Source organism: Rhizobium acaciae (assembly GCF_025941625.1).
GTDB classification, from domain to species: Bacteria; Pseudomonadota; Alphaproteobacteria; order Rhizobiales; family Rhizobiaceae; genus Rhizobium; species Rhizobium acaciae.
Genome location: NZ_JAPCZO010000010.1, coordinates 58,910 through 80,615 on the forward strand (window position 1 = coordinate 58,910; position 21,706 = coordinate 80,615).

A 21,706-nucleotide genomic window follows, 5' to 3' on the forward strand; every position below is an offset into this window, starting at 1 on the left:
CCCTCGTTCTTTCAGGAACGCTTGCCCGCCAGCTTGCGCTCCCCTCGTGCCTGCGCCTGTGCGGCCACAAAAGCCTGCGGCTGCCAGAGCTGAAAATGATCCGCCCGACCGACGAAGGTCACTTCGTCCGAGATGCCGGTAAAGCCCCGAATGAAATCCGTGACCATCAGCCGCCCCTCGGCGTCGAGCTTCATGAAGACCCCGCCTCCATGAATGAGAAGCGACATCTCGTTCGCATCCGGCGAAAACGGATCCTCCGCAGCAATCTGCCGCTCGAATCTTTCGAGAAGATCCGAACCGCCGATGCTGATCGCCGGAAACACAAAGTCCTGGAAGCAGTAGAGCTCCTGGACATTGCGCTGCGCCAGCACGGAACGGAAAGCCGACGGCACGGAAACCCTGCCCTTGGCGTCGATCCTGTTGGTCGCATTCGAAAGGAAGCGGCTCATGACACGAAACATCCGTTCCCGCAGGGATCCGGACCAAAAGACGCCCGAAACTCCCGATATCAGGCACAGCTTCGCAAGCCGGATGAGCAAAAACCCCTCCGACGCTTCCGGAGAGGAAGACGCCTTTGCTTTGCGATGAATGGGCAGGTGATTGCCCTGGTGCAGTGCGCATTTGGGATAGCATGGGACCATATGGGCGTCAATGGGATACGCCTATTTTGCAATAGACGCATGATCAAAAATTTATAAGCCGTTAAGTTTAACAAAGGGTTAGCGGCGCCATCCTACATATGACACGCATTGGTACCCATGCAGGAAAAATCCATCCAGTGGATGCATAAACATCTGCTTGAAAACAGCCGGTTTCAGCGACTTACGCTGAAAATCCGGCTGCCGCGCCGTCAAGATGATAATCGCCAGTTGGCCTGTAAGCCGGGTTCTGTATGGCTCCGGCGTGAACCGGAACGTGGCAGCCATTCCTCTGGGACAGCGTTCGCACGCTGCCTCACGCAACCCACCCGGATGACTGGCCTGGAAACCAGCCGGAAGGCCTTTCGGCCTACCGCGTCATCCCTATTCGGTTTTGCTCCCGGTGGGGTTTACCGTGCCATTTCCGTTGCCGGAGATGCGGTGGGCTCTTACCCCACCCTTTCACCCTTACCTGTCATGACAGGCGGTTTGCTTTCTGTGGCACTTTCCCTGAGGTCGCCCTCGCCGGACGTTATCCGGCACCGTGTTTCCGTGGAGCCCGGACTTTCCTCACCCTACCGCCTTTCGGCATTGGTAAAGCGCGGCTGCCCAGCCAACTGGCAGGGCTCCCATAAACGAGAGAGATCGCAATTGCTATCGAAATAAATGATATCGCTCAGAGCAATTCCAGCAAAACTGCGCAGCGGCTTTGCGTCCGGAATTGCGTAAGAACAAAAACAGGGAGCACCTCCGTGATTCGGAGAAAAACGGAAATGCTCTAGCGAAATTGCGGTGTGAAATCCGTCGAGTAGCCCTGTTCGCTGATTCCGCCTGACAAAAGCAGCTCGGCCCCAAGCCGGCCGATTTCGTCCGAACTCTTGGCCGAGGTGCCGGCGCAGCCCGTCAGCACCGCGATCTCGGGCGATGAGCTATAGCCGATCATCGGATAGCCACTTTCGGTATGCGACACGACGCAGGCGGCCGTCGAAATCGAAAGCGGCACCATATCGGGCACAAGACCTGCAACGATGCGTTTGAGATGCGCGCGCACCGTATCGCGCCCCTCGGTCTTGAACCAGGCGCGCATTTCGGTGTCGTTGCTGAGCGCCAGATCGTCAGGATCGCCGCCGATCTTCAGGTAGAATTTGCCGTCGGGATACCGGATCGGCGGCAGCAGGTAGATATCGATGCCGGGCGCCCGGAGAATGAGCGACGGCATCGCGGCCAGGCGCGCCGCATCGGCCTCGCTTACCTCGAAAAGCGTCACGGTCCGGGCATAAACCGTCATGGCAACGGGCCGCGGCAACAGATTCTCCGCAATGGAAAATCCGCCTGCTGCCAGCAGCACCTTTTCAGCACGATGGGTCAGGCCACCTGATGTCTCGACCACAGCCGACCCACCTTCGCTGCGGATCGAAACGACGTGATCGCGGATGACCGTGGCGCCTGCCTTTTCCGCCAGCAGCGATTGGGCTTTCACAAGCTTGCGCGGGCTGATGTGGCCGGCGCCCCTCGCCTCGAAGACGCCCATGCCCCCATCGGGAAAGGCGAAGAAGGGAAAGGCAGCCTTCAGCCCCTGCTCGTCGAGCAGGCTGGTCTCGACGGCGAGCGAAACGGCGGCCTGTCGGGTTTTCTCGAGATAATCGCCCCCGGTCGGCGCGACGACAACGCAGCCGACCTCGCGATAGAAATCGACGCCGCTGTCGCGAGCGATCTCGCCATAGCGGTCGATCGAGCGGTTGGCGAGCAGCGCCCAATTGCGGTCGGGATCGATGGTGCGAGTGATGCGCCCCTCGTCATAATGGCTGGCGAAGACGCCCTGATGCGTCTTGCGGTCATCAGGCTCGTCGGGGCCAATCACCGCGACATCGTCCGCTTGGCGCGCCAGATGCCGCGCCGCCGCTGCCCCCATCAGCCCGCGGCCGACGACGATATATTTGAAATCGACTGCCATGCTGTCTCCTCTCAACAGCGCCACGCGTCTTTTCAGACGCGCAAAGGACGCAGTAACACTTTGAATTGCTGCATTCGACTTAGGGAATCATGCAGCAGCGAAAACCGGCGTCAGTACACCGCCGAAATCCGCTTCGCCAAGCTGCCCTTCCGCCAGAAGCACCGCCCCTAAGCGGCCGAGTTCGTCGGAAGATTTGGCCGCAACGAAATTGCCGCCGGTCAGCACCGCGATGCGCGGCGACTGCGTAAATCCGGCATAGGGATAACCGGTCGGCGTGAAATTCGCCATGCAGGGCGCCGAGGTCACCGGGCAGCCGGCAAGCCCCGGCATCAGCTGCAGGGCGACACTCGAGAGATGATCGCGCTCGGCGGCACTGCCGTCGGAACGGAACCACGCCCCGGCATCCTCCAGCCTGTCGAAGGACAGCGCCTCGGTGTCGCCACCGAGTTTCAGATAGGTCTTGCCGTCGGGATAACGCACCGGCGGCAGGATATAGATATGATCCTCCTCTCGGTCACCGAGCACGATCGTCGACGGCATATCGCCGAAGATCGCCATCTCGCGTTCGCCGATCTCATAGAAGGCGACCGTTCGCGCCATGACCCTGATATCGACGGGACACGGCAGCAGGGCATGGAAATTACCGAAACCGCCAGCGGCGACCAGCACGCGCTCGGCACTATAGATTTTGTCGCCAGCCGTCACCTCGACATGGGAGCCCGCATCGCGCACCGATGTTGCGGTCGCCTCGACCAGCGAGACGCCGCCCTGTTCGGCAAGCTTGGCCTGCGCGCGCACCAGCGCCCGTGGGTTGATGTGGCCGGCGCGCTTGCGCTCGAAATATCCTGTAAAATCGGCGGCAACGGCAAGATAGGGAAAGCGTCCGCCGAGTTCCGACGGTGCGATGGTCTCGATATCGCCGCCGAGCCTCCGGCTGACGGTCAGCGCCCTTTCGATATAATCCTGCTCGCTCTTCGGCGTTGGGCCGGCAAAGAGGCAGCCGACCTCCGAATAGAAGGAGATGCCGCTCTTTGCCTCGATCTCACGGTAGCGGTCGAGCGCGCGGGCGGCGAAGGTTCCCCAGGCAAGATTGCCGTCGAAGGTGCGGGTGATGCGCGCTTCGTCGTAATGGCTGGCGAAGACGCCGTGATGGGCCTTGCGCTCCTCCGGCTCACGCGAGCCGATCAGTGCGATGCCGTCGGCCATCGAGGAGAGATGCCGTGCGGCAGCGGCACCCATCATGCCGCGTCCGATGATGATGAACCTGAAATCGACTGCCATATCCCACCTCGCTAAATTCCAGCGATACCATGGCAATCGTCTTGAATCATCCAGCTCTTGTCAGGGATAAGCGCTTCAGGCTCAGAGCATTGCCAGAACCTTGCCGCAATAGGACTTGGACACCGGGTTCATGCGCGTGGCGCCATGGCCGGCATTGTATTTAAGGATGGTGTTGCAGGTCTGGCCACCACCGAGATCATGGGCGGCAGCCAGATATTTCATGCCGTACTTGATGTTGGTTTCCGGATCGAACAGGCCCTTGGCGCTGCCGGAATAGCCCATCATGCGGGCAGTTGCAGGCTTTATCTGCATCAGGCCGATTTCACCGTGGCTGCCGCGCGCATTCGGATTGAAATTGCTTTCGATGCGGATGACCGCGGTCGCAAGCGCAACCGGTACATCATATTGGTTCGCATATTTGCTGATCAGTGCGGAATAGGAATTACCGGAAACATCGGCGACGGGATAACCGCTCTGGCGCTCGACCGTCTTCAGCGGGCGTTCCGCCGTCTTGAGCGGACGCTTCACCGGCTTGACCGAACGCTCCGCTTTCTTCAACGGACGCTCCGTCTTCTTCGAAGGACGCTCGACTTTCTTCACCGGCGCATCGGCTCGCACGCCCCAATCATTCGCAAAGGCAAAGCTATTTCCCGCCAGCACCATGCCAACGCACGTTGCAGCAACAACAATCAGTTTTCTCATGTAGTCTTGAACACTCCGACCCAAAGAATTTCCGGACGGCGCGCCTCGCTGTCATAATGAATACCAGATCGAGAACCGATCGGGATTCACGGTAATTCTTATCATTTCACATAGCGCCCGTGGTTTAACTCGAAAACAACTCCGAGTACCGCTTGGCGGACGTTCTTAGACCATCGCAATGAGGAGATAATAGGGAAATGATGTGGCAGGCCGAATTTCGCGCTGCAGTGCGAAATTCGGCGTTTCAGTAATTGTCGAGGAATCAGGAATAACGCGGCAAAGCCGACAGCAGCCGGTGCAACGTGTCGATCGTCGAGAAATCGGCGATGCCATCTATCCGTTCGGGCCGAAAATGCCGCTGGAAAGCTTCGACGTCGCCCGCCGTTTTTTCGGAGAATTCACCTGTGATTTCAGTGCTGTAACCATAGAGCGACAGCATGGACTGCAGCGCTTCCACAGGTTGGCCGGTATCGCCGCGCTGGAAGAAGCGCCCGCCGGTGATCGTTGCCGGCTCGACCCAGTGCCCGATGCCCGCCTGGTGGAGCGCGGCCCAGGGGAATTTTTCGCCCGGATCGACCTTGCGGATCGGGGCAACATCGGAATGACCGAGGACCCGCTCCGGCGTGATCGACCAACGTTTGACACAGTCGCGACACAATTCGATCACCGCGGCGATCTGCTCTTTCGGATAATCAGGAAGCCCGCCGGGATGGCCGGCATTGGCGATCTCGATGCCGATCGACAGCGAATTGATATCGGTCTCGCCGTGCCAGCTGCTTTTCCCCGCATGCCAGGCACGCCGCATTTCCGGCACGAGTTGCACGACCTCGCCATTCTCATGCACGAAATAATGGCTGGAAACCTGGCTTTCAACGCGACAGAGCCAGTCGAGCGCACCATCTGCTGTCGGCATGCCGGTATAGTGCAGCAGGATCATATCCGGACGGCGCCCGTCCGCCCGTTCGCCATGGTTCGGCGAAGGCTGTACGCGGGCGCTTCTGCAATCGGCCTCGAAAGAGGTCATGCGGCGCGGCGTTCCTTCTCGATCGCCTCATAGGCCGCGTTCAGCGCCGCCATGCGCTCATTGGCGATCACATGGAATTCCTTCGGCACTCCGCGCGAGATCAGCCGGTCGGGATGATGTTCGCTGACAAGGCCGTGGTAGCGGCGGCGGATAGTCGGGAAATCATCCGAAGGCGAGACGCCGAGCACCTTGTAGGGATCGCCGCCGGACGAGACGTGGCGGGCCGCGATCTGCTCGAAGCGGGTCTCGCTCATCTGGAAGATCTCGCCGATATGGCCCAGGAAATTCAGTTCCTTCTCGTGGATCAGCCCGTCGGCCTTGGCGATGTGGAAGAGGCCGTCGAGCACGTCTTCCAGCACCGGGCAATTGGCCGCACACGTAACGCAGAGCGTCGAGAGCCGTTCGGCATAGGCTTCGTAGCCGGCGACGTCCTGCCGCGCGAGGTTGTAAAGCCTGGCGACATTCTTCGCCTGATCCTGCGGAAACTCGAAGATTTCGCGAAAGGCTTCGACCTCCTTCTCGCTGACGATGCCGTCGGCCTTGGCCATCTTGGCCGACAGCGCGATGATCGCCACCGAGAAAGCTACCTTACGCCGGGTCTCGGGATCGCCTTCAAAAACCGTGCGGATAGCCTCGACCACCGCAGACAGCGCATTGCCTGCGGTATTGCCAATGGCATTCAACAGTTTTTCCCAGAAGGACATCGAAAATCTCACACACTTGTCAACTTATAGAGAAACAGCTTGACCAAAGAATCGTAGCCTTTGCAAGGCGACTATTCGTCGTAGGGCCGAACACAGTTTTCACGATTTGGTAATTGTCGCACCGCAGCAAACGATTCATCACGCTCGCTTTCATCTCGCGTGAGGGCATGGACGGCGCTCGCCGGCATTGCCCGGGCACGTGGATTCCGGAACGCGCGGCGGAAATTTCTACGGACATTTCCCGACAAGCAGACCGGGTTGAAACGATTATATCAGCACTTCGCGTCGCCTTTGCGGTCCAACACGGCAGAAACGCGCATTTTTCGTAAATTCTTTACTTTACAGGGCCCTTTCCCTGCCGCATCCATGCGCTAGCTAACGCTGCCGCACCGAAACACCGTAGGAGGGATCATGGCCAAACAGAAAGTCGCAATGCTGACCGCCGGAGGCCTGGCGCCCTGTCTTTCGTCCGCCGTCGGCGGCCTTATCGAACGCTATAGCGACGTCGCGCCCGAGCTCGAAATCGTCGCCTACAAGTCGGGCTACCAGGGTGTGCTCCTCGGCGACAGCATCGAGATCACCCGCGCGATGCGCGAAAAGGCGCCGCTGCTGCACCGCTACGGCGGCTCGCCGATCGGCAACAGCCGCGTCAAGCTCACCAATGCCGCCGACTGCGTCAAGCGCGGCCTGGTCAAGGAAGGCGAGAATCCGCTGCGGGTCGCCGCCGAACGCCTCGCCAATGACGGCATCACCATTCTCCACACGATCGGCGGCGACGACACCAACACCACAGCCGCCGACCTTGCCGCCTACCTCGCCGCCAACGGCTACGATCTCACCGTCGTCGGCCTGCCGAAGACTGTCGACAATGACGTCGTGCCGATCCGCCAGTCGCTTGGCGCCTGGACGGCCGCCGAAGTCGGCGCGCATTTCTTCGACAATGTCGGCAACGAGCAGACGGCCGCCCCCCGCACCCTCGTCATCCATGAAGTCATGGGCCGCCATTGCGGCTGGCTGACGGCCGCCACCGCCCGCGCCTATCTGCAGCGCACCAGCCGCAACCAGTATGTCGACGGCCTGATGATGGACGCGCACCTGAAGAGTATCGACGCCGTCTACCTGCCTGAGATGGCCTTCGACCTCGACGCCGAGGCCGCCCGGCTGAAGGAAAGCATGGACCGCAACGGCCACGCCACGGTCTTCGTCTCGGAAGGCGCCTGCCTCGATGCCATCGTCGCCGAGCGCGAAGCCGCCGGCGAAACCGTCAAGCGCGATGCCTTCGGCCATGTGAAAATCGACACGATCAATGTCGGCGCCTGGTTCCAGAAACAGTTCGCCAATCTGCTCGACGCCGAGCGTTCCCTGGTGCAGAAATCAGGTTATTTCGCCCGCTCGGCACCCGCCAACGGCGATGACCTCAGGCTGATCCAGAGCATGGTCGATCTCGCCGTCGAAAGCGCGCTCAATAAAGTCTCCGGCGTCACCGGCCATGATGAAGGCCAGAACGGTAAATTGCGCACTATAGAATTCCCGCGCATCAAGGGCGGCAAGGCTTTTGACCTTTCGACGGCATGGTTTGCCGAAGTCATGGACAATATAGGCCAGAAATACAAAGAAGCGTGATTGACGGATGGTTAATATGATGTCTTTGCTTGTTCCTGAGGAATAGGAGGAGACACCATGTCACTTGAAGCTTGGCTCGCTTTTGCGGCCGCATCCGCCATCATGCTGGCCATACCGGGGCCGACGATACTGCTCGTCGTTTCCTATGCGCTCGGTCATGGGCGCCGGACGGCGTTCGCGACGGTGGGCGGCGTGGCGCTTGGTGACTTCACGGCGATGACGGCTTCTCTCTTCGGTCTCGGCGCCGTCCTGGCCGCCTCCGCGACCTTCTTCACCGTCTTGAAGTGGATCGGCGGCGCCTATCTGATCTGGCTGGGAATCAAGCTCTGGCGGGCTCCCATCATCGGCGAACCGGTTGCCGACAACGACAACCTTCCGGAGGAGAAGTCGCTCAAGATCTTCCTCCACGCCTATGTCGTCACCGCCCTCAATCCGAAGAGCATCATCTTCTTCGTCGCCTTCGTGCCGCAGTTCCTCAATCCGGCCCTGCCCTTCGTCGGGCAGATGGCGATCATGGAAGCGACCTTCCTCGTGCTGGCGATCCTCAACGCTTCCACTTACGCCTTTCTCGCCCATAGCGCGCGCGGACTGATTCGCAAGGCGAGCATCCAGCGCACCGTAAACCGAACCGGAGGCACTCTGCTGATCGCTGCAGGGGCCGTAACGGCGGGGTATCGCCGTATTGCAGCTTAGAAATATTCCGAAATATTCCGTGGTTGCCGGAATGCCACGAATAGGTTAATGGGGTCACCAGGGCTTAAGGCTTTTGGTAACTTTTATACGCTGCCGGGGCGGCGCGATTTCACGAAAGTGGCGGAATGGTAGCGATCGGATTATCCGGCCTGAAACGCAGTCTTGTCGTCTCGACGATACTCTGCGGCGTGATGACGGGATGTACGAGCGTCGAATACACGTCCCAGGCCGAACTGACGGCCGCCCAGACCGTCGTGCCCATGCCGAAACCCGGCGAAGATGCAACACTCGCCGCGATCCCAACAGCCGAAGGCGCGGCCGGTCAGGCTGTTGCAGGCGCCACCATTCCCCAGGCATCATCCCCCTCCCTGACAGCAACGGCGATGCCGGCCGTGACAGCCTCCCAGCCTGGCGATCTTACCATGCAGGCAGGTATGCAGCCGGCAGCCTATGCTCAGATCCCGCTGACGCCCGAGATGACGGCGATCCAGTCCGTCGTGCCGACGCCGCGTCCGGGAACGCCGGCACAGCCGACGACGCAGCTTGCCTTTGCCGCGACACCGCAAAACAGCGCGCTTGCAGCACTTGCCGCAGTCGACACCACGCCGCGCGCCAGCATGGATTACGGTTTCGACGAATCCGGGCCGATCGATCCGCCGACCGCACCCCCGATGTTCAGCGACGACGACAAAGACGATGCGCCGACCGTCGAGAAGAGCTTTGTCACCAAGCTCATCCAGAAATATTCGAAAATCTACGAAATTCCCGAGACCCTGCTCCATCGCGTCGTCCATCGCGAGAGCCGCTATAATGCCAAGGCCTACAACAAGCGCGGCTATTTCGGCCTCATGCAGATCAAGTACAACACCGCCAAGTCCATGGGCTACGGCGGTGCCCCGGGCGGCCTCTTCGATGCCGAGACCAACATCAAATATGCCGCGAAATATCTGCGCGGCGCCTGGCTCGTCTCCGACAGTAAGGAAGACGACGCCGTTCGCCTCTACGCGCGCGGTTATTATTACGACGCCAAGCGCAAGGGCATGACCGACATCGCCCAAGGCAACTACTGAAACCGGTTAATTTCTGAAACAGGGATGACGGCTGAAACGGCGGCCTATGGCTGCGGCTGGGCTTGTCGTTGCGATCCGGCCTGCTGCTGCGCCCCCGATTGCGGCAGGGCCGCCAGGATCGCCTTCAGCAGCGTCTGCGGCTGGTAGCCGAGCCGGCTCGGTGTCAGGCCAAGCCTGACGACCACCAGATTGGCGGAAGGCACGATCGCTACGCTCTGCCCGTCGTGCCCCGTCAGCCAGAATGTATCCTCAGGCAACCCGGCCCCAGCACTCGAGCCGCGGCCGGGCGCCAGCCAGGCCTGGCCCTGCGAATACCGCCCGTTCGAAGCCGCCGTCGGGGTACGCATGGCGCCGACGAAACCCTCCGGCAACAGTCGCTGGCCGTTCCACACGCCATCCTGCAGCAGGAACTGCCCGAAGCGGGCCCAGTCATGAGCCGTCGCATAAAGATAGGAGCTTCCGGCGAACGTGCCGCGGGCATCGAGTTCGAACACGGCGCTCGTCATGCCGAGCGGCGAAAACAACGCGTCGTGCGGATAGGAAAAAGCCGCCTGAGCATTGCCGACCCTGTCCATCCAGATGCGCGAGAGCAGCACGGCCGTGCCGCTCGAATAGCGGAAGCGTTGGCCGGGTGCTGCCTCCATCGGCGCATTGGCCGGCAGCGATACCATGTCGGGATCGAGATAGAGCATGCGCGCCACATCGGCGACGTCGCCATAGTTCTCGTTGAAGGCAAGGCCGCTCTCCATGCCGAGCAGATCGGAAACCTTGATCTTGGCACGCGCATCGTTCTTCCACTGCGCCAGCAGGTTATCGTCGTCGAAAGAGATCTTGCCGCCGAGCATCAGCCGGCCGAGGATCGCCGCATTCACTGTCTTCGTCATCGACCAGCCGATCAGCGGCGTCTTCGCCGAGAAGCCGGGGCCATAGGCCTCAGTGACGATGCGGCCATTGCGCACCACCACGATCGCCCGCATTGCCGGGCCGACAACTCCGGCATCGGAAAGCAGCGCGGCGATCTTCCCGTCCGCCGGATTGCCGGTCCCCTCGCCCTCCGGCCACAAGGCGTCGTTCGCCTGCATCTTGGCCGGCGGATCGAAGGGCGCAGCCTTCGCGGCCGCCTCGAAATTGCCGTCCGGCACGCTCGTACAGCCGAAAGCACCGCGATAGAGCGCATAACTCGGCGCAAACAGCCCCATGAAGCGCGCCGTCACACGGTCGTTGTCGCGGTCGACGCTGACGCGCAACAGCCGCAGCAGCGGATGTCCAGGCGCCTGGACATCGTCATGGAGCACATCCTCCGCCTCCCGACCAGCGATGAAGACATTGGAGCAGACGATCTTGGCGGCATAGCCGTCGCCGACGCGCAGCAGCTCCGGCGGCCGGATGAACAGCCAGCCGGCGGCAGTGATGACGAGGAGAACGAGAAGGAGAGCAAGCGCCTTCATGATACGCAGGACAAATCGCATGAAATTCCTCCATGCCGGGAGAGAAGCAGGAATCGCACGCGCCGGAAAGGGGTCGAAGCGAAGAAGAGCGATCCTGCCGATCACTTTCCCAGGAGAGCCATCCCGGTCGTTTTCCCGAGAAGGTCGAAGCCCCAGGAACGGCGCGCCCACAGCCCGCGTCATCAAACTGTAGCAGAGGCGCGCTACACGCCCTGAACGCTAAAAAGGTGACAGACTCATGTCAGAATTTGCACCGGATGCCGGCTTCCGCAAGAACCGGAAACTCAAGGACGCCCTTCTTCGCCATAAGGCTTTTTCGAAGGATGGCTTTTCCGAGCGTCTCTTCGGCCTTCTCTTCTCCGGCCTCGTCTATCCGCAGATCTGGGAGGATCCGGATCTCGACATGCAGGCGATGGAGCTGAAGCCAAACCATCGCATCGTCACCATCGGCTCCGGCGGCTGCAACATGCTCGCCTATCTCTCCAAAGCGCCGGCCTCGATCGACGTCGTCGATCTCAACCCGCACCACATCGCGCTGAACCGCCTGAAGCTTGCCGCCTTCAAGCACCTTCCCGGCCATGCCGATCTCGTCCGCTTCCTGGCAATGCCGAACGAGAAGTCGAACAGCCGCGCCTACGACCAGCATCTCGCCGCCCGTCTCGACGAGGCGACCCGCAGCTACTGGAACGGCCGTAAGTTCGGCCGTCGCCGCGTCACAGTCTTCGACCGCAACATTTACGAAACGGGCCTGCTCGGCCGCTTCATCGGCGCCGCTCACCTTCTTGCCCGCCTGCATGGCGTCAAGCTGCGCGAGATGACCAAGACCCGCTCGATCCGCGAGCAGCGCCAGTTCTTCGACGAACAGATCGCGCCGCTCTTCGAAAAGCCGGTCGTGCGCTGGATCACCGGTCGGAAGAGCTCGCTCTTCGGCCTCGGCATTCCGCCGCAGCAATATGATGAACTCGCAAGCCTTGCCGCCGATCATTCGATCGCGCCGGTGCTGAAGCACCGCCTGGAAAAGCTCGCCTGTCATTTCCCGATGAGCGACAACTATTTCGCCTGGCAGGCCTTCGGCCGCCGCTACGGCACCGAAGCGGAAGGCCCGCTGCCGACCTATCTGAAGTCGGAGCACTATCAGGTGATCCGCGCCAATGTCGACCGCGTCAACGTTCACCACGCAAGCTTCACCGAGCTTCTGGCCCGCGAGCCGGCCGCCTCACGCGACCGCTACATCCTGCTCGACGCACAGGACTGGATGACGGACGAGCAGTTGAACGACGTCTGGACGGAAATCACCCGCACGGCGCGCGAAGGCGCCCGCGTGATCTTCCGCACCGCCGCCGAAAAAAGCATCATCGAAGGCCGCCTGGCTCCGGCGATCCGCGACCAATGGAATTACTTCGAAGAGAAGTCGCGTGAACTGACTGCGCTCGATCGCTCGGCAATCTACGGCGGCTTCCACATTTACGGGAAGAAAGCGTGAGCAAGGTCGGCACCGAGACGGCAGGACAGAGCGATGAACATGCCAGCCTCATGGATGGCATGTACCGCTACCAGCGCCATATCTACGACCTGACCCGTAAATATTATCTTCTCGGCCGCGACAGCACGATCCGCAATCTCGACGTGCCCGAAGGCGGCACGCTGCTTGAAGTCGGCTGCGGCACGGGGCGCAACATGGCTTTCGCCCATCGGCATTTCCCGACCGCCAAGCTGTTCGGCCTCGACATTTCCCAGGAAATGCTGATTTCGGCGCGCAAGACCTTCGCCACCAAGGCGACGATCCCGGATTTCCGCGTCGCCGACGCCACGGCGTTCACACCACGCGAATTCGGCGTCAGCGGCTTCGACCGCATCCTGATTTCCTATGCCCTGTCGATGATCCCGGACTGGGAGCGCGCCGTCGATGCATCGATCGCCGCCCTCAATCCCGGCGGCCAGCTACACATCGTCGATTTCGGCCAGCAGGAAGGCTTGCCGGGCTGGTTCCGGCGCATGCTGCAGTCCTGGCTTGCGAAATTCCACGTCACCCCGCGCCCCGATCTGCGCGAGGTCCTGGAAGCGCAAGCCCATGAAAACAACGCGACATTGTTGTTCGATACCGTCGGCGGCGGTTATGCCTGGCGGGCAGCTATTATCAGCAAGCGCTCATAATTCGCTTGAAACTAACCGATTTTTTACGTTGATATGGTGAAAAGAGGGTTATCCTCTGCTGACTCGTCTTTTTCGAAGGTCAGGTTGTGGGGCAAAGAGATCATTCGAGCTACGACGGGACGCCCATGCGCCGGCTTTTGTTTTGCGTTTTGCCCTTGGCCGTCCTTTTGGCCGGCTGCAGTTCCTCCGGTTATGACTACCTCGAAACGGCCTCGATCAAGCCGAAGACGCGCTTCAAGGACACCGATCCCCAGGATTTCGGAGCAAAGCATCCGCAGCAGAACCAGGTGCACGGTATCGATATTTCCAAATGGCAGGGCGATATCGACTGGGGCTCGGTGAAGAATTCCGGCGTCGCCTTCGCCTTCATCAAGGCCACCGAAGGCAAGGACAGGGTCGACCCGCGCTTCGACGAATACTGGCGAGAGGCCCGCGCCGCCGGCATCCCGCACGCTCCCTATCATTTCTACTATTTCTGCTCCTCCGCCGATCAGCAAGCCGACTGGTTCATCCGCAACGTGCCGAAGGAGGCCATGCGCCTGCCACCGGTGCTCGACGTCGAATGGAACGCCGAATCGAAGACCTGCCGCTACCGTCCCGACGCTGAAACGGTGCGCGCCGAAATGCAGCGTTTCATGGACCGGCTGGAAGCCTATTACGGCAAGCGCCCGATCATCTATACCTCGGTCGATTTCCACCGCGAAAATCTCGCCGGCTACTTCCAGGATTATCATTTCTGGGTCCGTTCGGTGGCAAAACACCCCGAGGTGACCTATTCCGACCGCCGCTGGGCCTTCTGGCAATACACCTCGACCGGGGTTATTCCCGGCATCAGTGGGGCGACCGATATCAATGTTTTTGCCGGCAGCGCAAAGAACTGGAACAATTGGGTCGCCACCGTTTCCAAGGATAGAAATTCTTAGTAACGTCTTGCGATGTTTCTTGCTTCCGTCACATTCGTCTGTGAAAGCGACGGCAATCTGTTTGATATAAGGACCGCATCCATGCACCGCTCGCTCGCAAGCCGCTCTGCACTCGCCCTTCTGTTTGCCCTCGCCCTCGTAGGCGGCGCGGCCGCCCAGCAGGCGCCGGACGCAGCCCCGGCAGCACCCTGCGGCGGCGATCTGTCCGCCTTCCTCGAAGGCCTGAAGAAAGATGCCGTCGCAGCCGGCGCCAGTGCCGCAGCCGCCGACGAGGCCTTCGCCGGCGCCGATATCGATCCCAAGGTCCTGAGCCGGGATCGCGCCCAAGGCGTCTTCAAGCAGACCTTCCTGGAATTCTCCCAGCGCACCGTCAGCCAGGCCCGCCTCGACATTGGCCGCCAGAAGATGAAGCAATATGCCGACGTCTTTGCCCGCGCTGAGCAGGAATTTGGTGTCCCCCCCGGCGTCATCACCGCCTTCTGGGCGATGGAAACCGATTTCGGCGCCGTCCAAGGCGATTTCAACACCCGCAACGCCCTGGTAACGCTGTCGCATGATTGCCGCCGCCCGGAACTTTTCCGTCCGCAGCTGATCGCCCTTATCGAGATGGTCCAGCATGGCGACCTCGACCCCGCCACCAATACCGGCGCCTGGGCCGGCGAGATCGGCCAGGTGCAGATGCTGCCGCGCGACATCATTGCCTATGGCATGGACGGCGACGGTGACGGCCATGTCCGCCTGAAACAGAGCAGCCCGGACGCCATCCTGACGGCGGCGAAATTCATCCAGCACCTCGGCTTCGAGCGCGGCCAGCCCTGGCTGCAGGAAGTGACCGTGCCCGATAACTTGCCCTTCGAGAAATCCGGTCTTGGCGGCACGATGAAGGCCGCCGAATGGTTCGCACTCGGCGTCAAGCCGCGCGACGGCAATACAGCTTTCGGCGATCTCGAAGGCGACCTCGTGCTGCCGCAGGGCCGCATGGGACCGGCTTTCATCGCCTATCCCAATTTCAAGATCTATCTCGAATGGAACAAGTCGTTCATCTACACGACCTCGGCCGCCTATTTCGGGACACGCCTTTCGGGCGCCGAACCCTATCTCAAGGGCGTGCCGGAACAGGGGCTTGCCAGCGACCAGATGAAGGCGCTGCAGACCAAGCTGCAGTCGCTCGGCCATGATGTCGGTGAGATTGATGGCATCCTCGGCTCCGGCACGCGTGTCGCGATCCAGAAGGAACAGCAGCGCCTCGGCATGCCGGCCGACGGCTGGGCGACGCCTGCCCTTCTCAACGCCCTCTGATCTCAGCTGACGCCCTGCCGCCGCCCGCTTCGCAAGAAACGGGTGGCGCCGTTCGCCGCCTGCGCTAAAGCATCAAGCGAGCGGCTTGCGATGGAGGAATCGGCATGGACAGCAGAATGAATGCCTGGACCTGGGGTCTGCTGGTTCTGCTCGGCCTGATCTGGGGCGGTTCGTTCTTCTTTGCTCGCATCGCTGTCCAGCACGTGCCGCCGCTGACTCTCGTCTTCTTCAGGCTGCTGCTCGCGGCGCTGGCGCTGCATATCTATATCGCCGGCCGTTTTGAATTCTATGCGATCCTCAAGGCCCGCTGGCGTGAATTCCTGATCCTCGGGCTCATCAACAATGCCCTGCCGCATGCGCTGATCTTCTTCGGCCAGACCCGGATCGGGGCCGGTCTTGCAGCGATCCTGAATGCGACGACGCCAATCTGGACCGTGCTGATCGCCAACTACTTCACCTCAGACGAGAAGCTGTCGCCGGCAAAGATCGCCGGCTGCCTGGTCGGGCTGGCCGGAACGATCGTGCTGATCGGCCCCGGCATGTCGGCTGGTGGCGAAGCCCCGCTCTGGGCGCTGCTTCTTCCCGTGCTTGCCGCGATCTCCTATGGTTTCGCCGCCACTTACGGAAAACGCTTCAAGAATGTTCCCGCCCCTGTCACCGCAGCCGGCCAGTTGACCGCCTCTTCGCTGATTGCGCTGCCGCTGTCGCTGCTGGCCGATCGCCCATGGGCGCTTGCCGCACCGCCGCTCGATGCCCTCCTCGCAGTCCTGGCATTGGCGCTGCTGTCGACTGCCTTCGGCTACATCCTCTATTTCCGGATCATGGCGGCGGCCGGCGCCACCAATGCCTCGCTCGTCACCCTGCTGGTGCCGCCGAGCGCCATCCTTCTCGGCGTGCTCTTCCTCGGCGAAAGGCTCGCACTGAGCGAGTTTGCCGGCATGGCGCTGATCGGTTTCGGCCTCGTCATACTCGACGGCCGCGCCTATCGCCTGCTGGCCAAGGCCGCCTGAAACCGGTTGCGAATTCCGCATGTTTTCAACCGGTTGCGATCCCGCCATGTTTTGGGCGCATAGGTAAATGCGCAATCGCCCGATTTAACGGCATGTTAAAATCTGTGAACAAAAATTTGTTGGAAATTAACAAATAATTTCAAACGCTTGCCGAAACACTATTCGACTTATCCACCGAACCCTTCTGCAGCGCAGCATAAGATCCGCTTTCCAACCGACATATTTCAGACATATTATCGGCCGGTTAACGCGAGGAGACAGACATGGGACTCACGCAATCCTTGAATGTTCTGTTGGTCAGTGCAGCGTTTGCTTTCGTCTTGTCCATGCTCTTCATCTGAGCTGGCCGACGAAAGTGTAATGACTGATAGTGCCTAAACTCCTGAATAGCTGATCAATCCGCCAACGAAAAAGCGCATGTCCCGCCCGACATGCGCTTTTCATTTTTGGACGTCCCGAAAGGATCAGGCGGCTGCGCCAGCACTTTTTGTTTGCCGGCGTGAGAGGCCGAGATTGTCGAGCACGGCGGAAACCAGCGGCGCACGGTTCATCGTATAGAGATGGAAGTCGTGGATGCCGCGCCGGACGAGATCTTCGATCTGTTCGGCAGCGACTTCGGCGGCGACCTTCGCCCGCTCCTCGGGCTTGTCGTCGAAGCCTGCAAAGCGCTCGTCGAGAAAGGCGGGGATGATAGTGCCGCAGGCCCCGGCGAAACGCTTCAGCTGCGTCAGGTTCTGGATCGGCATGATGCCGGGCACGACAGGGATCGAGATGCCGGCGCCGCGCACTCGCTCCAGGTAACGCTCGAAATTGTCGTTGTCGAAGAAGAACTGCGTCAATGCCCGGTCGGCGCCATTGTCGGCCTTGCGCTTCAGCATGTCGATATCGGCCGCCGTGTCGCGGCTTTCCGGGTGTTTTTCCGGATAGGCGGAAACCGAAATCTCGAAATCGCCGATTTCCTTCAGGCCGGCCACCAGCTCCGCCGCATTGGCATAACCGCCGGGATGCGGCTGGTAGGGCGCGCCGGCACCGCCGGGCGCATCGCCGCGCAGCGCCACAAAATGCGTCACGCCGGCTTTGCGGAACGTGTCGACCACCTGATGCGTCTCTTCCTTCGTCGCGCCGACGCAGGTGAGATGCGAGGCGGTGGCAAGCGGCGTCTGCGACAGGAACCGCGTGACCGTGGTCAGCGTCGGCGCTCTGGTGGTGCCGCCGGCGCCATAGGTTACCGACACGAAATCCGGGTCCCAATCCTGCAGTTCGCTGACGGTATGCCAGAGCTGCCCTTCCATCTCCTCCGATTTCGGCGGGAAGAATTCGAAGGAGACCCTGATGCTGCGGCCGCGCGCTTCGTTTTTCAAAACCATGTCATACCCTCCCGGCAAATGTAGGTTCGGCGCCTTCGCTCGTCTGCGAAGCCATGAGGCGCCTCGGATCGCGCGCGAGCCAGACGGTGACCGTCAACCCCTGCCCGCCTTGCTGACCCGGATGAAGATCGACGACCTGTTCGACGTCGAGCCCGGTCTTGCGCAACCAGTCGGACATCGCCTGGTGCGAAAAGCCGAGACGGACATGCGCATGCTCGTCGCGGAGATATTCGAGCGTGTGCGGCGCAAGGTCGATGACCACGAGCCGGCCGCCCGGCCGGAGCATGCGCGCCGCTTCAGCGATCGCAATCTCCGGCTGATCGAAGAAATGCAGCACCTGATGGATCGTCACCAGATCGAAATCCTGTCCCTCGAAAGGCAGGTTCAGGATATCGGCGTGGCGCACGGTGGCCTTGGTGATGCGTGACTTGTCGAGATTGGCGCGCGCCACACTCAGCATGTCGCGGCTGGCATCGACGCCGGTCGCCCGGCGGTAGAGCCCGGACAGGAGTTCGAGGATGCGGCCGGTGCCGGTGCCGAGATCGAGCAGCGAATCGATCGGCTGGCTGCCGAGCAGCCGGATGACGGCAGCGTCGACCTCCTCATCGGCGGCATGCAGGCGGCGAAGCTCGTCCCATTCGGCCGCGTTGCGGCTGAAATAGGCCTGTGCCCGCTCTGCGCGCTGGCGCTTGACCTGCGAAAGCCGCTCGCCGTCGCGAAGGATGGTCGGATCGTTCTCGGAAACATGCTTCAGCAACGCCCGCACCAGCATGGCGGCCTTACCGTCCTGCTTGAGGCGGAAATAGGCCCAGGCGCCCTCCTGGTAGCGTTCAATCAGTTCGGCCTCGCCGAGCAGCTTCAGGTGGCGGGAGATGCGGGGCTGGGATTGGCCGAGAATTTCGGTAAGATCGGTCACCGTCAGATCGCCGCCGTCCAGAAGCGCCAGAAGACGCAGGCGCGTGGGCTCGCCGGCCGCCTTCAAGACGTCCACCAGCGCATCCAGTCCAAGCTTCAAGGGTTCGCTCATCTTCGATCCAATCAAGATATAAAGATATCTTTATGTGATTTGAAAAGCGGTGGCAAGCGACAATTCGCACTCTCCGCGAAATTGGCTGCTCAGATTGCGACAGAGGCAGACATGAAAAAGCCCCGGTCAAACCGGGGCTCACGCAAGCGAAAACAGGTGGAATAAATCAGCGCGTCAGGCGCTTGTGGGCCTGGCTGCCCGGGTTAAGGGCATCGGGGCCGAGGCGGCGCACCTTGTCCTGTTCATAATCCTCGAAGTTGCCTTCGAACCATTCGACATGGCCGTCGCCTTCGAAAGCGAGGATATGCGTCGCCAGACGGTCGAGGAACATGCGATCGTGGCTGATGATGATGGCGCAGCCAGCAAAGTTCTCCAGCGCATTTTCCAAGGCACCCAGCGTTTCCGTATCGAGGTCGTTGGTCGGTTCGTCGAGCAGCAGAACGTTGCCGCCGGCCTTCAGCATCTTGGCAAGGTGAACACGGTTGCGCTGACCACCCGAGAGATTGCCGACCTTCTGCTGCTGATCGCCGCCCTTGAAGTTGAAGGCGCCGCAATAGGCACGGGAGTTCATGTCGAACTTGCCGAGCTTGATGATTTCGGCGCCGCCGGAGATTTCCTCCCAGACCGTCTTGTCGGCCGCAAGGGTGTCACGGCTCTGGTCGACATAACCGAGATGCACGGTCTCGCCGATGCGGATCGAACCGCCATCCGGCGTTTCCTGGCCGGTGATCATCCTGAATAGCGTCGTCTTACCGGCGCCGTTCGGGCCGATGATGCCGACGATGCCGCCTGGCGGCAGCTTGATCGACAGATCGTTGATCAGCGTGCGGCCCTCGAAGCCCTTGGTGATGCCGTCCATCTCGATGACCACCTGGCCGAGGCGCTCGCTGACCGGGATGATGATCTGCGCGTCGCCGGGACGCTGCTTCTCGGCGGCATCCACCAACTGCTCGTAGGACTTGATACGCGCCTTGGATTTGGCCTGACGGGCCTTCGGGCTGGACGCGATCCATTCCTGTTCGCGGCTGATCGCCTTCTGGCGCGATGCGTCTTCGCGGCTTTCCTGCAGCATGCGCTTGGCTTTCGCCTGCAGGTATGCAGAGTAGTTGCCTTCGTAGGGGATGCCACGGCCGCGGTCGAGTTCGAGGATCCATCCGGTGACGTTGTCCAGGAAGTAGCGATCGTGGGTAATCATCATCACGGCGCCCGGATAGTCGCGCAGATGTTTTTCGAGCCAGGCGATGGTTTCGGCGTCCAGGTGGTTGGTCGGTTCGTCGAGCAGCAGCAGATCCGGCTGCGAAAGCAGCAGGCGGCAGAGCGCGACACGGCGACGCTCACCACCGGAAAGGCTGGTGACTTCGGCGTCGCGCGGCGGGCAGCGCAGGGCTTCCATCGCCATCTCGACCTGGCTTTCCAGATCCCAGAGGTTCTGGCTGTCGATGACGTCCTGAAGCTTGGCGCCCTCTTCCGCCGTCTCGTCGGAATAGTTCATCATCAATTCATTATAGCGATCCAGGACAGCCGTCTTCGAGGCAACGCCTTCCATGACATTCTCGAACACCGTCTTGTTGGGATCGAGATGCGGCTCCTGCTCCAGATAGCCGACCGTCGCACCTTCGGCGAGCCAGGCTTCGCCGGTGTACTCCTTGTCCTGACCTGCGATGATGCGCAGCACGGTGGATTTACCCGCGCCGTTCGGACCAAGGATACCGATCTTGGCATCCGGGTAGAACGAAAGGTGGATATTCTCCAGGATCTTCTTGTTGCCATAGGCCTTGTTGAGGCCGGACATATGATAGATGAACTGACGTGCCATGCTGCGCTGCTCCGGGCGGGAAACTTCGATTGTGCCGCTATGTAGGCGAAACAGCGCCTGCGGGCAACGCCAAACCCGGTTTACTCAGGATTTCCGCTCAAAAGCCCGCAGCGTCGACGACGCCCTCGTCACAGCCGAACGACGTTTTTCCAGCGCCCTGGATCAGGTCGGCGAGGCCGGTAGTTTTCGCCGATGCCGCCCCGGCGGCTTCCGAAAGCCCGATCGTCAGCTCGCTGATCATCCTGACATTGCCGGCCCGCCGGCAACTCATCTTGACGCGGTCGCCGGCACCCGGCCCGAAGCTCTTGTCGAAAGCCGCTTTGATCGCGTCGGCCTTGACCGGCTTGCCGATATTGGCAGCGAAAAGATCGCGCACCGCCGACGCGTTGAGCGCGCTTACGAGATGCACGCCGACGCCGAAATAGTCGTCGGCGCTCATCTTCGTGCAGGTGCCATGCTTCACCCATTCATGCCGTTCCAGACCGGATTGCGTGCCGGGCATCGCCTTTGCGAGCGCCGTCTTCGTCTCGGCCGCAAGCGTGACCTCCGGCAGTTTGTTCCAGTCGCCATCCTTGTCGGCAGCCTTCTGCTCGGCGCTCACGCCGCAATAATCCTGCCGCATCGGCCAAAGTCCGTGCAACGAAAAGTTCGTCGCGTCGGGGCGCTCGCCGGTCTGGCTCGCACACTCGGCTTTCTTCTGATTCGACTGGCAAAAGGCCGGCTGCCAGCTCGCCGCCAGAATGAAACGGGTGCGCCCGCCAGCCTCCTGCGCCACGGCGGCGCCGGCAACAATCATCGACACGGCGAACGACAAGGTACGCAACTGCATGCTGCTCATTTCAACCCCCAAAAAAAGAACAATACAGGAACAAATAAGCATCAAAATCAAAAGGCCGCAACCCTGAATCGCAACAAGGCCGCAAATTGTTTTCAGATAATCAAATGCCCATGTTGCAATTACCCGGCGATCTGG

General features: G+C 61.0%; 19 protein-coding genes and 1 other RNA gene. 8 read left to right on the top strand and 12 right to left on the bottom strand.

Annotated elements, in window-relative coordinates; genetic code table 11:
* Positions 1-11: 11 nt before the first annotated feature.
* The 7 genes from mraZ to OLZ32_RS17085 form a co-directional block, all read right to left on the bottom strand.
* Entirely contained in the window at positions 12-449 is a 438-nt protein-coding gene (gene mraZ / locus OLZ32_RS17055; RefSeq protein ID WP_222261926.1) for a division/cell wall cluster transcriptional repressor MraZ, read from the bottom strand.
* A gap of 412 nt (positions 450-861) precedes the next feature.
* Positions 862-1,259, bottom strand: an RNA gene (gene rnpB / locus OLZ32_RS17060) — RNase P RNA component class A.
* Between the two features lie 157 nt (positions 1,260-1,416).
* Positions 1,417-2,592: an NAD(P)/FAD-dependent oxidoreductase gene (locus OLZ32_RS17065; RefSeq protein WP_164046665.1), complete on the bottom strand. Its 1,176-nt coding sequence runs from the start codon at positions 2,590-2,592 to the stop codon at positions 1,417-1,419.
* Between the two features lie 87 nt (positions 2,593-2,679).
* Complete coding sequence (locus tag OLZ32_RS17070) at positions 2,680-3,873, bottom strand: NAD(P)/FAD-dependent oxidoreductase (protein ID WP_264399110.1); 1,194 nt, start codon at positions 3,871-3,873, stop codon at positions 2,680-2,682.
* Positions 3,874-3,954: 81 nt separating this feature from the next.
* A complete protein-coding gene (locus tag OLZ32_RS17075; protein WP_264399109.1) occupies positions 3,955-4,575 on the bottom strand; it encodes a lytic transglycosylase domain-containing protein in 621 nt (206 codons plus the stop codon).
* A 262-nt stretch (positions 4,576-4,837) separates the two neighbouring features.
* Positions 4,838-5,599 (bottom strand): N-acetylmuramoyl-L-alanine amidase, encoded by a 762-nt coding sequence (locus OLZ32_RS17080; RefSeq protein ID WP_264399108.1) that lies wholly within the window; start codon positions 5,597-5,599, stop codon positions 4,838-4,840.
* Positions 5,596-6,303: a J domain-containing protein gene (locus tag OLZ32_RS17085; protein WP_003541438.1), complete on the bottom strand. Its 708-nt coding sequence runs from the start codon at positions 6,301-6,303 to the stop codon at positions 5,596-5,598. The genes OLZ32_RS17080 and OLZ32_RS17085 overlap by 4 nt, the downstream gene beginning before the upstream one ends.
* A gap of 411 nt (positions 6,304-6,714) precedes the next feature.
* Between OLZ32_RS17085 and OLZ32_RS17090 the strand changes: the two genes are divergently transcribed.
* The 3 genes from OLZ32_RS17090 to OLZ32_RS17100 all read left to right on the top strand — a co-directional run bounded on the left by OLZ32_RS17090 (position 6,715) and on the right by OLZ32_RS17100 (position 9,689).
* Positions 6,715-7,926, top strand: coding sequence for a pyrophosphate--fructose-6-phosphate 1-phosphotransferase (locus tag OLZ32_RS17090; RefSeq protein ID WP_029873407.1), 1,212 nt, complete (start codon positions 6,715-6,717; stop codon positions 7,924-7,926).
* A gap of 57 nt (positions 7,927-7,983) precedes the next feature.
* Entirely contained in the window at positions 7,984-8,619 is a 636-nt protein-coding gene (locus OLZ32_RS17095; protein ID WP_264399107.1) for a LysE family translocator, read from the top strand.
* Positions 8,620-8,744: 125 nt separating this feature from the next.
* Positions 8,745-9,689 carry a transglycosylase SLT domain-containing protein gene (locus OLZ32_RS17100; RefSeq protein ID WP_264399106.1) on the top strand — a complete coding sequence of 315 codons (945 nt, stop codon included), beginning with the start codon at positions 8,745-8,747 and terminating at the stop codon, positions 9,687-9,689.
* Between the two features lie 44 nt (positions 9,690-9,733).
* Here the strand turns inward: OLZ32_RS17100 and OLZ32_RS17105 are convergent, their stop codons facing one another.
* Positions 9,734-11,158: a serine hydrolase domain-containing protein gene (locus OLZ32_RS17105; protein WP_264399105.1), complete on the bottom strand. Its 1,425-nt coding sequence runs from the start codon at positions 11,156-11,158 to the stop codon at positions 9,734-9,736.
* A 217-nt stretch (positions 11,159-11,375) separates the two neighbouring features.
* Here OLZ32_RS17105 and OLZ32_RS17110 point away from each other — a divergent pair, with 217 nt between their 5' ends.
* The 5 genes from OLZ32_RS17110 (at position 11,376) to OLZ32_RS17130 (ending at position 16,523) form a co-directional block, all read left to right on the top strand.
* Positions 11,376-12,620 carry a DUF3419 family protein gene (locus tag OLZ32_RS17110; protein WP_003541445.1) on the top strand — a complete coding sequence of 415 codons (1,245 nt, stop codon included), beginning with the start codon at positions 11,376-11,378 and terminating at the stop codon, positions 12,618-12,620.
* The gene (locus OLZ32_RS17115) at positions 12,617-13,291 is read left to right on the top strand and encodes a class I SAM-dependent methyltransferase (protein ID WP_017988966.1); all 675 of its coding nucleotides are present in this window, start codon (positions 12,617-12,619) and stop codon (positions 13,289-13,291) included. Before OLZ32_RS17110 ends, OLZ32_RS17115 begins: the two co-directional genes overlap by 4 nt.
* A 125-nt stretch (positions 13,292-13,416) precedes the next feature.
* Positions 13,417-14,214, top strand: coding sequence for a glycoside hydrolase family 25 protein (locus tag OLZ32_RS17120; protein WP_264399104.1), 798 nt, complete (start codon positions 13,417-13,419; stop codon positions 14,212-14,214).
* A gap of 81 nt (positions 14,215-14,295) precedes the next feature.
* Positions 14,296-15,513 carry a lytic murein transglycosylase gene (locus OLZ32_RS17125; protein ID WP_264399103.1) on the top strand — a complete coding sequence of 406 codons (1,218 nt, stop codon included), beginning with the start codon at positions 14,296-14,298 and terminating at the stop codon, positions 15,511-15,513.
* A 104-nt stretch (positions 15,514-15,617) separates the two neighbouring features.
* A complete protein-coding gene (locus OLZ32_RS17130) occupies positions 15,618-16,523 on the top strand; it encodes a DMT family transporter (protein ID WP_264399102.1) in 906 nt (301 codons plus the stop codon).
* A 464-nt stretch (positions 16,524-16,987) separates the two neighbouring features.
* On the opposite strand, the gene metF is transcribed toward OLZ32_RS17130, so the two are convergent.
* The 4 genes from metF to OLZ32_RS17150 form a co-directional block, all read right to left on the bottom strand.
* Complete coding sequence (gene metF / locus OLZ32_RS17135) at positions 16,988-17,890, bottom strand: methylenetetrahydrofolate reductase [NAD(P)H] (protein ID WP_264399101.1); 903 nt, start codon at positions 17,888-17,890, stop codon at positions 16,988-16,990.
* Between the two features lies 1 nt (position 17,891).
* A complete protein-coding gene (locus OLZ32_RS17140; RefSeq protein ID WP_017988971.1) occupies positions 17,892-18,917 on the bottom strand; it encodes an ArsR/SmtB family transcription factor in 1,026 nt (341 codons plus the stop codon).
* Between the two features lie 166 nt (positions 18,918-19,083).
* Complete coding sequence (ettA, locus tag OLZ32_RS17145) at positions 19,084-20,733, bottom strand: energy-dependent translational throttle protein EttA (protein WP_011652822.1); 1,650 nt, start codon at positions 20,731-20,733, stop codon at positions 19,084-19,086.
* Positions 20,734-20,830: 97 nt separating this feature from the next.
* The gene (locus OLZ32_RS17150; protein ID WP_264399140.1) at positions 20,831-21,571 is read right to left on the bottom strand and encodes a ribonuclease T2 family protein; all 741 of its coding nucleotides are present in this window, start codon (positions 21,569-21,571) and stop codon (positions 20,831-20,833) included.
* Positions 21,572-21,706: the final 135 nt, after the last annotated feature.